Origin of the sequence: Algoriphagus sp., from assembly GCF_024305035.1 — a bacterium.
In the GTDB taxonomy this organism is placed as follows: domain Bacteria; phylum Bacteroidota; class Bacteroidia; order Cytophagales; family Cyclobacteriaceae; genus Algoriphagus.
Window position 1 is genome coordinate 21530 of the sequence record NZ_JAMWZB010000005.1, and the last position, 13925, is coordinate 35454.

General features: G+C 41.6%; 17 protein-coding genes. 12 read left to right on the forward strand and 5 right to left on the reverse strand.

Going from position 1 to position 13925, the window contains the following annotated elements:
- Positions 1-6 precede the first annotated feature (6 nt).
- The 3 genes from Q0L00_RS03700 to Q0L00_RS03710 all read right to left on the reverse strand — a co-directional run bounded on the left by Q0L00_RS03700 (position 7) and on the right by Q0L00_RS03710 (position 2396).
- Entirely contained in the window at positions 7-228 is a 222-nt protein-coding gene (locus Q0L00_RS03700) for a FeoA family protein (RefSeq protein WP_297335514.1), read from the reverse strand.
- 97 nt (positions 229-325) lie between these two features.
- The gene (locus tag Q0L00_RS03705; protein ID WP_297335515.1) at positions 326-952 is read right to left on the reverse strand and encodes a hypothetical protein; all 627 of its coding nucleotides are present in this window, start codon (positions 950-952) and stop codon (positions 326-328) included.
- A gap of 178 nt (positions 953-1130) precedes the next feature.
- Positions 1131-2396 carry an FAD/NAD(P)-binding oxidoreductase gene (locus Q0L00_RS03710; protein ID WP_297335516.1) on the reverse strand — a complete coding sequence of 422 codons (1266 nt, stop codon included), beginning with the start codon at positions 2394-2396 and terminating at the stop codon, positions 1131-1133.
- A 190-nt stretch (positions 2397-2586) separates the two neighbouring features.
- Here Q0L00_RS03710 and Q0L00_RS03715 point away from each other — a divergent pair, with 190 nt between their 5' ends.
- From Q0L00_RS03715 to Q0L00_RS03740, 6 genes are all read left to right on the forward strand, one after another.
- Entirely contained in the window at positions 2587-3243 is a 657-nt protein-coding gene (locus Q0L00_RS03715; protein WP_297335517.1) for a Crp/Fnr family transcriptional regulator, read from the forward strand.
- Between the two features lie 231 nt (positions 3244-3474).
- Positions 3475-4278, forward strand: coding sequence for a universal stress protein (locus tag Q0L00_RS03720; RefSeq protein WP_297335518.1), 804 nt, complete (start codon positions 3475-3477; stop codon positions 4276-4278).
- Positions 4279-4509: 231 nt separating this feature from the next.
- Entirely contained in the window at positions 4510-5319 is an 810-nt protein-coding gene (locus Q0L00_RS03725; RefSeq protein WP_297335519.1) for a sulfite exporter TauE/SafE family protein, read from the forward strand.
- A 12-nt stretch (positions 5320-5331) separates the two neighbouring features.
- Positions 5332-6210 (forward strand): sterol desaturase family protein, encoded by an 879-nt coding sequence (locus tag Q0L00_RS03730; RefSeq protein WP_297335520.1) that lies wholly within the window; start codon positions 5332-5334, stop codon positions 6208-6210.
- A complete protein-coding gene (locus tag Q0L00_RS03735; protein ID WP_297335521.1) occupies positions 6189-6455 on the forward strand; it encodes a hypothetical protein in 267 nt (88 codons plus the stop codon). The genes Q0L00_RS03730 and Q0L00_RS03735 overlap by 22 nt, the downstream gene beginning before the upstream one ends.
- A 70-nt stretch (positions 6456-6525) precedes the next feature.
- A complete protein-coding gene (locus Q0L00_RS03740; RefSeq protein ID WP_297335522.1) occupies positions 6526-6861 on the forward strand; it encodes a rhodanese-like domain-containing protein in 336 nt (111 codons plus the stop codon).
- Between the two features lie 339 nt (positions 6862-7200).
- Here the strand turns inward: Q0L00_RS03740 and Q0L00_RS03745 are convergent, their stop codons facing one another.
- Complete coding sequence (locus tag Q0L00_RS03745) at positions 7201-7485, reverse strand: TIGR03643 family protein (RefSeq protein ID WP_297335523.1); 285 nt, start codon at positions 7483-7485, stop codon at positions 7201-7203.
- A gap of 39 nt (positions 7486-7524) precedes the next feature.
- On the opposite strand from Q0L00_RS03745, the gene Q0L00_RS03750 reads away from it, so the two are divergent.
- Together Q0L00_RS03750 and Q0L00_RS03755 are read left to right on the forward strand one after the other, a co-directional pair.
- The gene (locus Q0L00_RS03750) at positions 7525-8994 is read left to right on the forward strand and encodes a deoxyribodipyrimidine photo-lyase (RefSeq protein ID WP_297335524.1); all 1470 of its coding nucleotides are present in this window, start codon (positions 7525-7527) and stop codon (positions 8992-8994) included.
- 1 nt (position 8995) lies between these two features.
- Positions 8996-9142, forward strand: coding sequence for a DUF2256 domain-containing protein (locus Q0L00_RS03755; RefSeq protein WP_297335525.1), 147 nt, complete (start codon positions 8996-8998; stop codon positions 9140-9142).
- Here the strand turns inward: Q0L00_RS03755 and Q0L00_RS03760 are convergent.
- Positions 9130-9780, reverse strand: coding sequence for a sulfate ABC transporter permease (locus Q0L00_RS03760; protein WP_297335526.1), 651 nt, complete (start codon positions 9778-9780; stop codon positions 9130-9132). The two genes, Q0L00_RS03755 and Q0L00_RS03760, sit on opposite strands and share 13 nt — an antisense overlap.
- A 76-nt stretch (positions 9781-9856) precedes the next feature.
- Between Q0L00_RS03760 and Q0L00_RS03765 the strand changes: the two genes are divergently transcribed.
- The 4 genes from Q0L00_RS03765 (at position 9857) to Q0L00_RS03780 (ending at position 13695) form a co-directional block, all read left to right on the forward strand.
- The gene (locus tag Q0L00_RS03765) at positions 9857-11059 is read left to right on the forward strand and encodes a tol-pal system protein YbgF (RefSeq protein ID WP_297335640.1); all 1203 of its coding nucleotides are present in this window, start codon (positions 9857-9859) and stop codon (positions 11057-11059) included.
- A 210-nt stretch (positions 11060-11269) separates the two neighbouring features.
- Complete coding sequence (locus Q0L00_RS03770) at positions 11270-11752, forward strand: Lrp/AsnC family transcriptional regulator (protein WP_092794366.1); 483 nt, start codon at positions 11270-11272, stop codon at positions 11750-11752.
- A 61-nt stretch (positions 11753-11813) separates the two neighbouring features.
- Complete coding sequence (locus Q0L00_RS03775; RefSeq protein ID WP_297335527.1) at positions 11814-12356, forward strand: NUDIX hydrolase; 543 nt, start codon at positions 11814-11816, stop codon at positions 12354-12356.
- A gap of 4 nt (positions 12357-12360) precedes the next feature.
- Entirely contained in the window at positions 12361-13695 is a 1335-nt protein-coding gene (locus tag Q0L00_RS03780; protein ID WP_297335528.1) for an MATE family efflux transporter, read from the forward strand.
- The last annotated feature ends 230 nt before the right edge of the window (positions 13696-13925 follow it).

Consider the following 13925-nt stretch of genomic DNA (forward strand, 5'->3'; position numbering starts at 1 on the left):
GAACGATCAGAGAAGTTGTACTTCCAACAGAGAAGCTTCATTTTTTCGTAAGGCCAAGATGGTTTCCTCAAGCAAAAATGCCATGGGACCACCGGCCGGGGCTACATGATGCAGAGAGATGATTTTCCCAGGTAAAAAGCCCAATTCCATCAGATTAATCCGTAGAGGTGAGTCTTTTACTTCCCGGATTACAGCTTGTTTGAGAAGGGGCAATTGGTCTGCGGTCATGAATTTGATGAGGTGATTGGAAACGAATAGGCAAAAATAACTTATCTGGAATGAATCTAAAGAAAAATAAATAAGATTTTTATCATATTTTACACGACTAGCGAATACTGAGGATTTCGTTGGGTAAGACAAAGCCCCTTCCACCCTCCAGTTCAATATGTAAATCAAACTCCACAACCATTTCTTTTCCGGGTGCTTTTTGCCAGACCAACTTAAATAAGTCATCCGTGTACAAGGTCAATCCTCCTTCCAAAAAATCTGAAATGGGATAAGTCTGGGAGGAGAAAAAATAACTCATCTCTACAAAGGGGTTGAGTTGGTCTCCAATTTTCAAGACGGTCCCGTCCGAAAGGATTTGTTCCTTTTTATTAATCAGGGAAATAGTTGTCATCCGTTCGACGGACTGAGGAGGAATAGGGCTACAAGCCATGGCCATTCCAGGAAATGAAACTCCTGAAGGTGGTTTCTGAGCGATCGTTTCAAATTGGGCAATCCGAAAGGATTTAGTGGTTTGGGTATAGGGTAAAATTGTGCTGGGGTCGATCCGCTGCCCATCTTCAGCTAAGGTTAAAGTTTCAAAAGCAGTTATTCTAAAATCTTTTACCTCAAACTGAGGACCGCATCCACAGGAATCATTGCAAAAAACTTCACAACCCATGGGTAGAAATCCCAAGCCTATGACCAAAATTAAGGTGCTGAAGAGTTTTTTTTGGACTGAATTCATGCCATTTATTGTCAGTCAGTTAATTTTCATTTCAACATGTAAATGGGTGGAAAAGTTGTCATCATCTTATCGAAATTTAGATTTGACCTTTTGAAAAAAGTGAATTCAGGGAAAATTGTCTCTCGATTTCTTCCAAAAAAAGCCCGATAACCTGCCATCGGGCTTCATTAAATTCACCCTAGGCTTTTCCCCTCAACATCAAATTCCAATACATGAACGGTAAGCCGTACTTCTTAAGAAGCCACATGCTCCACTGTTCTTTGGAGGTATCCACCAATTTTGAAATTAAAGGGTCACTATCCCGGATATTATCGTATTTGAATTCGGCCAAAACCATTTTTCCATAACCGGTGACCAAGGGACAGGAAGAATATCCTTGATAGGTGGCCTGACCGACTTTTTGGGTTTGGATAAGTTTCAATAGGTTTTCTACTACTACCGGCGCTTGTTTTCTAATGGCCGCTCCAGTTTTGGCGGTGGGAAGATGAGCAACATCTCCCAAGGCAAAGATATTTCCAAAACGCTTGTGCTGAAGGGTATGGATATCCACGTCTACCCATCCTTTTCCCGGGCCTTCCTGAATAGAAATAGCAGATTCCTGAATAAACTTTGGAGCAGCTTGAGGAGGAGCAAGGTGAAGCATGTCAAAATGAAGCTTTATTTCGGTATCCCCGGTCAACTCTTCACCAATGGGATTTTCTGCGGTAACTCCACAGTTGCTGCTTTCACCGGGCTTGATGTATTGGAAGTAGATGTCCTGTTTTTCTGCATCAATTTTTATGGGTGCATAAAAAGGTTTAAAAATGATGTCTCGTTCATGGATGATTTTGTTTAAGGTCCGGGCAAAATCCGGAACACCAAAAATCACAGTCCCGGGAGTGGCAAAAATCACATTGGTTTTATCCCGTAAGCCATTCTTTCGAAAGTAATCTTCAGCCAAATACATTATTTTTTGCGGGGCACCTCCGCATTTGATCGGTGTAGTAGGCTGAGTAAACACCGCATTTCCCCCTTTGAAATTTTTCAATACCTCCCAAGTATGCTTTGGATCGGTATAATTACTGCAAACGACACCTTTATCCATGGCTTCTTTAAGACCGGGAAGAAGTTCGGGAGCCATAACTAATCCAGGAGCAACGACCAAAAAATCGTAAGTGATTTCACCGCTTTTGGTGGTATGAACGGAATTTTTTTCAGGCTTGATATCGGTTGCTTTATCTTTAATCCATTCCACTCCCTTAGGAATATAATCAGCCTCATCTCGCTCGGTTTCGTTAAAGTCAAAGGTTCCTGCTCCGACTAGCGTCCAAGCTGGTTGATAATAATGTTTTTCTGAGGGTTCGATAATTGCGATTTTCAACGCTTTGTTTTTTCGTTTGAGTTGAGCGGCGACTGTAATTCCGGCAGTTCCCCCGCCAATAATTACAATTTGATAATGGTTCATAGCTAGATCGTTTTGGTATTCAAAAGGTAAGGATCCTCCCTAAAGATTTTGGTGACTTTCATCACCTTTCTTGGTTTTTTAGAAAAAACCTACAGTAAAAGCTTAACTATTAAAATGGGAAGATTCAGTTTGTGATTTTATCACTAATTTCACGGTTGTCGTATTACTAATTCTCGGTTTTTTATCTACCATGACTGTCGAAGAACTCAAAAGCGCATTACCTAATTTTACTGATCCAAAGCTTCTGGAGCTTATTCTGGAGAAAGGCCAACTCATGAAACTTGAGCCTGGAAAGGTCTTAATGGAGCCTGGGAAATTCATCAAGATGGTCCCCATCGTTCTTGAAGGCTCCATTAAAGTCCTTCGAATGGATGAGGACGGGAAAGAATTGTTTTTGTATTATTTGGATGCCGGTGAGACTTGCGCGCTTTCACTGACTTGTTGCACTGCCTCCAAACCTTCAGAAATCAAAGCAATTGTAGAGGAACCCACCACCTTGATCGCGCTTCCGGTGGCCGTTCATGAGCAGCTTTCCGATGAGTTTAAACAGTGGAAGGATTTTGTATCCTCTACCTACCAAAATAGATTTCAGGAAATGCTCATTGCCTTGGATGCAGTGGCCTTTAAACGAATGGATGAACGTTTGATGCGCTACATTGTCACCAAAATGAAGCAGCATAAAACCAACGAGCTTCACACTACCCATCAAGAAATTGCCAATGAATTGGGGACTTCCCGGGAAGTAATTTCTCGTTTGCTCAAGCAGTTGGAGAAGAAAAAATGGATCGAACTGGGAAGAAACGTAATTTATATCCGGGATGATTTTGAGGAGTTGATTAGTAAGTAGTTTTTGGGGGTAAGTGCCCAGCTATCTTTTCATCGTTGCTGGGAGGTGAGATTGATTGACGATCCTGATTTTTTCAGATTTTTGAATCTGTGTAAATCTCGATTGGGTGTTTATTCCAAACTCGAAATTCAGCCCTGCTTCTTGTTTGAAATAAAATTTATTTTCCGGTGACTTTTGTCCTGTTTATTTTATTCAAATAGCTGTATTTTAGGAAAGTAAATCAAAGAAGCCATGAAAATTTTAATTCCCGTTGATTTTTCCAAAAATTCTGAAAAAGCATTGCAATTCGCACTCAACTTAATCCCAGAGAAGAGGCTTGATATCATTTTAGTCCATGTGGTAGAACTGGTTTATGATTTTGCATCTCAGGCCGCTTTAGCTTTGGACAGTATGTATAAGGATGCAGAAAAGCTGATCCAAAGGCTTCAGGAAAAATATGAAGATGACCGAGTTCATTTGACAGGAAAAGTGCAGGAGGGAACTCCTTCCATCACTTTGGCCCGATTGGCCGAGCAGGAAGCAGTTAGCCTAATTGTGATGGGAACCAAAGGGGCCAGCGGGGTCAAAAAGGTTTTGATTGGGACTACGGCTGCTAACCTGGTCAAAGAGTCCGCTGTTCCGGTTTTACTGGTACCCGAAGAAGCAAAAATCAAGGGAATTACCCGATTAATTTTAGCTTTGGAATTTGAAGATCATGAGGAGAATTTCATTGATTGGCTGTATCATTTTTCGACGGATTGGCTTGCTAAGCCAGAAGTGTTGCATGTGCAGACTACCTTGGGCTTCAGGGAAAGGATACTAGCCTTGGGTTTTGAACACTATATACGGGATAAATTCCCCGCTCAGGCTTCTAAAATCCATTTGATTGAATCCGATGAGGTTAATGTTGGAATTGAAGATTTTCTCAATCAAGAAGAAAATATCATGTTAGCCATGTGTCATTCCCATCGGGGGATTTGGCATCAACTCTGGGCAAAAAGTAAATCCATTGAAATGGCTTATCATTCCACCGTTCCACTTTTGATTATGGTTTGAGAATTATCTTATTGTCTTTAAAGGGGATTGTTTGGTGAGGGGGATATGTCCACGTTTAACAGGGCTGGTTTTTAAACCTATCAGATTTCCCCTTTATCAGATTTATTATGTCGATTACACTGCTTTTGAAACTTCCTTTTCCGTTTTGTTTTTTCTACATGTGACATTTGTTACTGCTCCGTCCAATGGCATCAGGCTACTTTTGTGAGGTAAAACTTTAAATTTGAAATTATGGATATCATTGTCCTCATTGGATTTGCAGCAGCCGTGCTGATAGGAGTGAGTTTAGGCCTTATCGGAGGAGGAGGATCAATCCTCACGGTTCCCGTATTGGTATATATATTGGATGTGGATCCGGTTTTGGCAACGGCATATTCGCTATTTGTCGTAGGAACCACCTCTCTAGTCGGTGCAGGTAATTTCATGAAGCAAGGTAAGGTGGATTATAAAACCGCAGTGGTTTTTGCCATTCCTTCGTTCGTTGCAGTTTTCTTAACTCGTAAATTCCTTGTTCCCTGGCTTCCGGATCCCTTGTTTTCAGTGGGTGAGTTTGCCATCACTAAAAATATTGGAATTATGGTTTTCTTTGCGCTCATCATGCTTGCAGCTTCCTATTCCATGATTAAGGATAATAATAAGAAGCTTAAGGAGGAAGGGGAGGTTCAGGTGAAATTCAATATTCCAATGATTGCCTTGGAGGGCTCGGTGGTGGGCGTGATTACCGGAATCGTAGGAGCCGGTGGGGGATTTCTGATTATTCCTGCCTTGGTTCTTTTGGCTAAACTCCCCATGAAAATGGCTGTGGGGACTTCCTTGTTGATTATCGCTGCAAAATCGCTAATTGGATTTTTGGGTGATCTAGGCAATCAAACTATCGATTGGCAAATGCTGTTGATTTTTACCGGTCTTTCAGTTGTCGGTATATTCATTGGCAGTGCCCTGTCCAAAAAAATAAACGAAAAGGCTTTAAAAACAGGGTTTGGTTGGTTTGTGTTAATCATGGGTGTTTACATCATAGGCAAAGAGCTGATGGCGCTTTAACTTGGATTTAACTTGGAAAAATATATTAAAATAATTTTAGATGGCTATTATGGGTATTGGAATTACCTGACCTCGGAAATTCTCTATCCATCTTGGCATAATTACTTCTACTGGCTAACTGGACTTTCCATCGCAGTATTTGCTTTGGAGGTTATTGTGCCTTGGAGAAAATCCCAACCGATTTTCAGAAAAGATTTTTGGCTGGATGTGTTTTACATGTTTTTTAACTTTTTCCTGTTCTCACTTATTTTATACAATGCGCTTTCCAATGTAGTGGTGGAGCTTTTTAACGATTTTCTGGGCCTATTCGGGATTACCAATTTGATCGCTATAGAAATTAGTTCTTGGCCGATTTGGGGGCAGTTTCTCTTGATGTTGATTGTGGCTGATTTTATTCAGTGGAATGTACACCGTATGCTTCATCGGGTGCCTTGGCTTTGGGAGTTTCACAAAGTCCATCATTCGGTTGAACAAATGGGCTTTGCCGCTCACCTTAGGTATCACTGGATGGAAACCCTTGTGTATAAATCAATTCAATACCTCCCCTTAGCCATGATTGGATTTGGGTTGGATGATTTCTTTATCCTACATATTTTCACGATTGCGGTCGGACACCTCAATCACGCTAATCTTAAAATCACCTATGGGCCATTCAAGTATATTTTGAATAATCCGATCATGCACACCTGGCATCACGTGAAGCATCTGCCATCGGATCGTCCACATGGAGTCAATTATGGGATTACGCTGAGTATTTGGGACTATTTATTCGGTACGGCCTACATCCCTCATGATGGAGAAAACGAAGCCTTGGGCTTTGAGAAAGTAGAAGAGTTTCCACAGACCTTTTGGTCCCAAATCACCTACCCATGGCTAAAAAAGAAAGCTTGAAATCTTTAAATCCGCTCAATAACTGGATTACAGTTTTGATGCTCACAGTGATTTTGGGTTTGGCTCCTCTTTTGCCTGAACCTCACCTTTGGGGAAAACTCCGTTGGGTAGCAGGAGGGGCTGTGGGCATGAAATTGATGGATTGGGGCGACTTACTCTTTCATGGCTTCCCATGGGTTTTGTTGATTCGCTTAACAATCATTGAATTGAGAATGAAACTCAAAACGGTGAAAGCTGAGCTGTGACTTTTATTACTGATTTACATCAGGTTTGGGGGTAGTTTTGTATCAGAAAATTAAACTTATCAAAACAACCATGTTTGACTTCTTTAAAGCAAAACCTAAAAACTACGAGGATATTTCCGCAGCTGAATTTCATGATTTGACCCTGCAACCCAATACTGTAATTCTAGACGTGAGAACTCCCGGTGAGTTTTCATCTGGTAAAATCAGAGGTGCTCGAAACCTGGATTTGATGGCTAGAGATTTTACCAACCAAATTCAACACCTTCCTAAAGACAAAACCTATCTGGTTTATTGTCGAAGTGGAAACAGAAGTGGGCAAGCCTGCGGAATCATGGCAGAAATGGGTTTTAAAAATTGCAAAAATTTGGCCGGAGGAATTATAAGATGGCCTTTTGAAACCCTCTAAAAAGTGGAAATTGAACGATAAAAAGCAGCTGGAAGGCTGCTTTTTTATTAGCTATCAATTTTTTCAACTACTTAGGGATGAATGACTTAAATTACCCAACCAGAATCGATTTAAAAAGCATTTTTCCGTTCTGCCAATATTCCACTTTTACAAAGTTATAAGTTATACTTCCTTTTATTCTCCAGGGAATAATACTAAAACCATAGGATTGATTGGGGGTTCTCGAAGATGGTTTAAGGAATGCCCGAATTCCTATGTTTAGAATTGATAGTTTAAGGTCACCTGGAATTCCCTAGACAATTATTATCCTGCGGTGTATTGAGGCCTTATCATGGGGGGTTATCGCTTTGAAATTTTATTCAAACTGATTGATTTTTGACGACTGGAACGAAATCGGTCTAGGTCTTCTGGGCTCTTTTTTAAGTGTTTGGTATTTCTTCCCTGCACTCGGGCGCGCCACATTTTGAAGCTACTTTGTTTCATGTTTGACCGCATCAGAGCAATAACCTGAGATTCATTCACTCCAAATTGAGCTTGGATCGCTTCAAATGGAGTGCGATCTTCCCAGGCCATTTCAATAATTCGATCTAGCTCTGGTTCAGAAAATTTTACCTTTTTTCCCATGAAGTTCAAACCATGCGAGCCAGATAAGGTTTTTAGCATGTGCAAAAAATATCCGTCGTTTGGCTCAAGCGCGACCTGAGACTTCAGGACCATGCTCCGATTCTAGCTGCTGCAAATTCCGGCTTACCGGTTATGTTGATGTATATATTTGAACCTGCACTTGTTCAAGCCACCCAGAGCGATCAGCGGCACTGGCGCTTTGTGTGGGAATCTTTGGTAGACATTCAAGCCCAATTAAAACCCTATTCATCTCGACCGGTAATCTTTTACGAAGAGGCCCCTAAGGTTTTTGAGAAACTAGTTGAAAATTTCACCATTGATGAAGTTTTATCCCATCAGGAAACAGGTATTAAAGTCACTTTTGAACGGGATAAAAAGATTGCTAGTTTTCTTAAATCCAGGAAGATACCTTGGGTGGAATATTCACAGCAAGGGGTCCAGCGGGGAAGAAAAAATCGAGTATCATGGTCTCAATTTTGGAAGAAGTTTGTTTCTAGTCCCATCGCTCAGGTTGATTTGGAAAAGGTAAATTTTTTTTACCCATCCGAAACATTTTGGGCTTCTTTTCCTCAAAACCCAATTCCGGTGGAATGGCAAAAACCTAATCCATTCATGCAGCGTGGAGGGGAAAAATGGGCACATCGGTACCTTCAAAGTTTTCTTCAGGAAAGAATCAAAAACTACAGCCGGCACATTAGTAAACCTGAACTTTCCCGAAAGGGTTGCAGTCGTCTTTCTCCTTATTTGGCATGGGGTTGTTTGTCAATTAGGCAGGTTTACCAGCTTTCCCAGGACAGGAAGAAGGCAGGTGTTTACCCGCGTGATATGGCCAATTTTCAGTCCCGTCTTCAATGGCATTGTCATTTTATCCAAAAATTTGAGATGGAATGCAGAATGGAGTTTGAGGATATTAATCGAGGTTTTTTCAAAATGAAGGGGGAACCTGATTCGGAAAAATTAATAGCCTGGCAAAAAGGACTTACCGGGTTTCCGCTGGTAGATGCCTGCATGCGCTGCCTGATCGAGACCGGATATCTCAACTTTCGCATGCGGGCCATGTTGGTTTCCTTTTTGACTCACCATCTTGGGCAGCATTGGAAGTATGGCGCCAATCATCTGGGGCAACTTTTCTTGGATTTTGAACCGGGGATTCACTATCCTCAGCTTCAAATGCAGGCGGGTGTTACCGGGATCAATACTGTGAGAATTTACAACCCCGTAAAACAATCAAAGGATCATGATCCAGAAGGAACTTTTATAAAAAAATGGGTACCTGAATTAAGGGGATTGCCACCTGGTCTTATTCACGAGCCTTGGAAGCTGAAACCCTTAGAACAGCAGGAATTGGATTTTGAGCTCGGAAAAGACTATCCCTTTCCGATTGTTCATCCCGAAAAGGCGGCAGCTGAGGCCCGGGATCGAATATGGGCTGCACAAAAAGATCCGGAGGTCGTGCTGGAGTCTAAGCGCATTCTGGGAAAACACACCTTGTCAAAACGTTGGTCTTAATATGAAGAAAATACACTTGCCGAGTAAAATCTGTCCAGTTTGTCACCGGCCATTTTTGTGGAGAAAGAAATGGGAAAAAAACTGGGAAGCGGTCAAATACTGCTCAAAACGCTGTGCTGGGTCCTCGAAAAAAAATCAATCTCGGTAAACTAAACTAAACCAAGTCAACCAAATTGCCATGGGGATTAGGTACCCCGCAACGACCACCAAAGCAGATTTTTTCATGTTCTGCCCGCTCAAGCTATGAATGCCTATGGTCAATAGGACCATGTAAAGCAACTCGAATAAATTGAGGGTGGCTAATGGGTACCGGAGCCGAAGGGCTACGTTTTCATATCCGGCTAAAGATAAAACCGAGAGGGGACGATATGCTTTTATTTCGGAAAAAGATTCGGCTGTTTCGGGATTGATGTAGACCAAAAAACGAATTAACTCCGGAAAGATGAAAATAAATTCAGCCACTAAGACAAATTGCCAAAGAGACTTGTAGGGGATTTTATATCCCAGAGAAAACGCACCCAACCAAAGTAAAAATGAGATTAAGGTAAACTTCCAAAGCAATTCGAATGGGGTCCACAGGTAACCGAGTGTACTGTAAATGTAGAAAAAAGTGAAGGCTCCCTGATCCTTGACTTCCTGTGAATTGGGAACAGCTTCCAGGATTAATTCGTTGGTCAGGTAGCGAATCAAAATAAAAAGCAGCACAATACAGAAAAAATAAACCCGCTTGTCAAAATCTATTAAGTCATGCACTCGTTGTGCTAAAGGGGACAGGTCTTTTGGCATAAATTAACGGTTCGAGTCCACTAATCTACGGTATTGTCTGAGATAAGCAGTAATTTTGTCTTCCATTGTAATGAAAATGAATTTTACCCTTCTGCGTGTTCTACTATTCTTTCTTTGCCTGTTTGCAAGCGCAAACCTGTGGGCACAATCCCCTCCACCTGAAGAGGGAAAGATAGCTAATCAATCCCCTTATTTATTGCTGGACAGAGGCTTGCAATTTCGTGTGACAAAGTCGATCAATAGCATGTATGATTTTGACTTTGAAACCGCAGAGCGGGATTTTGGCGTGCTTTCCTATCAATATCCAGATCATCCTTTACCAGATTTTTTGATGGCATTGAGTTATTGGTGGAGAATAGAGGTTGATGTAACCAACAAAAAGTACGATGATATTTTTCTGGCCTACATCGATCGGGCAAATGAAAAAGCCGAGCGGATGTATGAGGAAGATGAAACCAATAAGGAAGCAGCGTTTTTTTTGGCGGCAGGTTATGGTTTTCAGGGGAGATTGCTTTCGGAAAGAAAAAGCTGGACACGGGCAGCCTGGGCAGGTAGAAATGCGCTAAAATACATGGAGTTGAGTAGGGGAGAGGAAGAATTTAATCCAGAGCTTCTTCTCGGCGATGCGTTATACAATTATTTTTCGGTATGGATTCCGGAAAATTACCCCCTACTAAGACCTGTAATGGCTTTGTTTGGCAAAGGGGATAAAGAGTTGGGAATCGAGCAGTTGGAGTATGTTGCCTCGAATGCATTTTATACCCGGATTGAGGCGATGTATTTTTTGTTTCGGTTATACGCTTCTGAGGAGAAAAAACCGTATGAGGCGCTCCGGATTTCAGAATATTTGCATGACAAATTTCCTAACAATCCCTATTTCCATCGTTCCTATGCCAGACATCTATATTCAGTTGGAAGGTGGTCTGAGTCTGTGAAGGAATCTGAAGAAATCCTTCGCCGAATCGAAAGAGGACAAACAGGTTACGAATCCACAAGTGGGCGATATGCAGCATTTTATTTGGCGCAATTTCATGAGCGGATCGGAGATCAGGCTGAAGCTAAGCGCTATTATTTACAAACTCTTTCCTACGGAGAGGAATCAGAATCCCAAGAAAGCGGGTATTACCTTCATTCCTTAGTCCAACTTGGACAGATTGCGATGAAAGAAAACAAGAAGTCAGAGGCCAAAGCATATTTTAAAACCGTCAAGAAATATGCAAAACGAAAACACCCCGCTCATCAGGCTGCAAGGAATTTTATCAAAAAGAATAAACTTTAATGAAATTCTTTACGTTTTTAGAGTTTAGAACAGGAGATAATTTGAAAAATACCTTCTCTGGAAGCTCTTTCGAAGCTAATCTTTGCTTAAACGCCTGAATGAATAGAGAAAATTTCGATTTCCGCTCATCAAAAAGCGAAAAATCATTTTAAAATTTTCCTTAAATATTATAAATTTGTGCCATATAAAATTTTGTAAATGCAAGAGATAATGGATAATAGCGTCAGAATCAAATTTGACAAAATAGACCGCAGGATTCTGGAAATTCTTCAAGGCAACGCGAAGATTACAAACGCACAACTGTCAAAGGATATAGGACTTTCTCCCGCCCCTACATTGGAGCGCGTGAAAAAGCTCGAACAGTCAGGAATCATTAAAAGTTACCACGCAAAATTAGACCCTGAAAAAATAGGGCTAGGGGTGAGTACCTTTGTATTGGTAAGTTTGATTGGGCATAATAAAGCTAATATCGATGCTTTTATGAAGGAAATCAATGGGATTCCTGAGGTAATTGAATGTCATCACATCACAGGTACAGGTGATTTTATTTTGAAAATTATTGCCAAGGATATCACTGCCTACCAAAAATTGATGTTGGAAAAGGTTTCTGAAATCAAAGAAGTGGACTCCATGCAGTCTATGGTGATTTTGTCTACCTTCAAGGATTCCAAGATTTTGCCAATTCCAATGTAATATGTAATCAAAAATCGAAATTGGCTGTCTGGAGTTTTAGACAGCCTTTTTTTTTATAGTTATGATAGAAAATCCCTGGAAAACCCTTAAAGAAACCACTGTTTATCAAAACCCTTGGATTAGATTGGAAGAACATCAGGTTTTAAACCCTGCTGGAAAAGAGGGTATGTATGGAAAAGTACATTTTAAAAATAAAGCGATGGCGATTATTCCCCTGGATCAACAGGGAAATACCTGGCTGGTTGGGCAATATCGGTATACGCTTAACCAGTATTCTTGGGAGATTCCTATGGGAGGTGGGCCCATCGGACAGGATCTTCTGGAAAGTGCCAAGCGGGAACTTAGGGAAGAAACCGGTCTTAGAGCCAACAAGTGGACAGAACTACTTCGGATTCATACCTCCAATTCGGTGACCGATGAGGAAGGAATAATTTATTTGGCAGAGGGATTGACGGAAGGAGAACCTGAATTCGAAGAAACGGAAATTTTACAAGTACAAAAACTGCCTTTTACTGAAGTAATTGAGAAGGTGATGTCTGGAGAAATCACCGATTCGATAAGTATTGCAGGAATTTTAAAAGCTGCCCGCGTTTTGGGTTTGTAAATCAATGACACTAAAAGAACATTTTTCCATCACTCTTCAACTGGCTTATCCTGTGGTTTTGAGTCAGCTTGGTCAGGTTTCTGTGGGTGTGGCCGACAGTATGATGGTGGGACAACTTGGAGCAGTCCCGCTAGCGGCAGCCTCGCTTGCCAACAGCATCTTTTTTGTTTTGCTTATGTTTGGAATGGGGGTTTCTATGGGGATTACACCCTTAGTTTCCATTGCCGAAGGAAAAACCAAAAATCTGAGAATAGGCCGGCTTTTTCAACACGGACTTTGGATCAATGTCGGGACAGCCTTGGTATTGACCATCGTTATTGTAGGCTTATCCCAAAGTTTACACTACCTCAATCAGCCGGAGGAAGTGGTGGACATTGCCATTCCCTATTTGTTTGTCATTACAGCTTCGCTGTTCCCATTTATGATTTTTCAGACATTCAAGCAATTTGCCGAAGGGCTTTCGCAAACCAGGCAGGCGATGTATGTGACTATTTTTTCCAATCTTGTCAATGTACTTTTGAATTACATGCTGATTTTTGGAAAATGGGGAGCACCGGAGATGGGTTTGATGGGGGCTGGATGGGCTACGTTGATCTCACGGATTCTGATGCCTTTGCTGATGGGCTGGTATGTGATGAACTCTTCCCGGTACAAACTCTTCAAAATTCAATGGACTGGGAAAAAGCTTAGCTTCCCCATGATAAATCGGATTTTGAAAATTGGAATCCCGACTGGATTTCAATACATCTTCGAGGTAAGTGCTTTTGGTTCGGCAGCAATTATGATGGGATGGATCGGAGTAAATGCGCTTGCAGGACATCAGATCGCACTCAATCTTGCATCGGTTAGTTACATGATGGCTGCCGGATTAAGTACAGCGGGTATGATTAGGGTAAGCAACCAAATTGGGAAAAACAACCGCCAAGGGATGCGTGAAGCCGGTATGGTGGTTTTCGGGATGGTGTTGATTTTCATGGCAATCACGGCCATTCTTTTTGTGAGCTTGCGTAATTTTCTACCTACCTTATATATTGATGATCCCGAGGTGATCGCCATGTCGGCAACCTTGCTGATTATTGCAGGGATGTTTCAACTTTCAGACGGGGTGCAAGTGGTTGGATTGGGTGTGTTGAGAGGCATGGAAGACGTAAAGTTCCCTACTTGGATTACACTTTTGGCCTATTGGGTTTTGGGTCTTCCTCTGGGGTATTTTCTAGCTTTTGAGTTGGAAATGGGAGCTGTCGGAATTTGGTATGGATTATTGATTGGGTTGAGTATAACCGCGGTGGTGTTGTTTTACCGTTTTCATAAACTCAGTCAACGGGAATTAAGGCCATGAATCGTAGCCAATTCCATTCTGAGAGATAAGCTGGTGGGTTTGCATTCTTTTGCTCCATGGATTGAAACCCGAAACAGGGATCAGAATGCGCATTCAAAGCTGACCCCTCACAGCCAATTAAAGCAATCGCTTGGCTTCCATTAACTCCTTTACTCGGCCAATCCCCAAGCCCATTGATCAAATGCTTGGTTATGCGGTGTTTTCAATACTTCCCAGGCTGACTTCTGCCC

Bases quoted from the DNA above. Each gene is read 5' to 3' on its own strand.
- Q0L00_RS03700 (WP_297335514.1), bottom strand. From the start codon at position 228: ATGACCGCAGACCAATTGCCCCTTCTCAAACAAGCTGTAATCCGGGAA.
- Q0L00_RS03705 (WP_297335515.1), bottom strand. From the start codon at position 952: ATGAATTCAGTCCAAAAAAAACTCTTCAGCACCTTAATTTTGGTCATA.
- Q0L00_RS03710 (WP_297335516.1), bottom strand. From the start codon at position 2,396: ATGAACCATTATCAAATTGTAATTATTGGCGGGGGAACTGCCGGAATT.
- Q0L00_RS03715 (WP_297335517.1), top strand. From the start codon at position 2,587: ATGACTGTCGAAGAACTCAAAAGCGCATTACCTAATTTTACTGATCCA.
- Q0L00_RS03720 (WP_297335518.1), top strand. From the start codon at position 3,475: ATGAAAATTTTAATTCCCGTTGATTTTTCCAAAAATTCTGAAAAAGCA.
- Q0L00_RS03725 (WP_297335519.1), top strand. From the start codon at position 4,510: ATGGATATCATTGTCCTCATTGGATTTGCAGCAGCCGTGCTGATAGGA.
- Q0L00_RS03735 (WP_297335521.1), top strand. From the start codon at position 6,189: ATGGCTAAAAAAGAAAGCTTGAAATCTTTAAATCCGCTCAATAACTGG.
- Q0L00_RS03740 (WP_297335522.1), top strand. From the start codon at position 6,526: ATGTTTGACTTCTTTAAAGCAAAACCTAAAAACTACGAGGATATTTCC.
- Q0L00_RS03745 (WP_297335523.1), bottom strand. From the start codon at position 7,485: ATGGGAAAAAAGGTAAAATTTTCTGAACCAGAGCTAGATCGAATTATT.
- Q0L00_RS03755 (WP_297335525.1), top strand. From the start codon at position 8,996: ATGAAGAAAATACACTTGCCGAGTAAAATCTGTCCAGTTTGTCACCGG.
- Q0L00_RS03760 (WP_297335526.1), bottom strand. From the start codon at position 9,780: ATGCCAAAAGACCTGTCCCCTTTAGCACAACGAGTGCATGACTTAATA.
- Q0L00_RS03765 (WP_297335640.1), top strand. From the start codon at position 9,857: ATGAATTTTACCCTTCTGCGTGTTCTACTATTCTTTCTTTGCCTGTTT.
- Q0L00_RS03770 (WP_092794366.1), top strand. From the start codon at position 11,270: ATGGATAATAGCGTCAGAATCAAATTTGACAAAATAGACCGCAGGATT.
- Q0L00_RS03775 (WP_297335527.1), top strand. From the start codon at position 11,814: ATGATAGAAAATCCCTGGAAAACCCTTAAAGAAACCACTGTTTATCAA.
- Q0L00_RS03780 (WP_297335528.1), top strand. From the start codon at position 12,361: ATGACACTAAAAGAACATTTTTCCATCACTCTTCAACTGGCTTATCCT.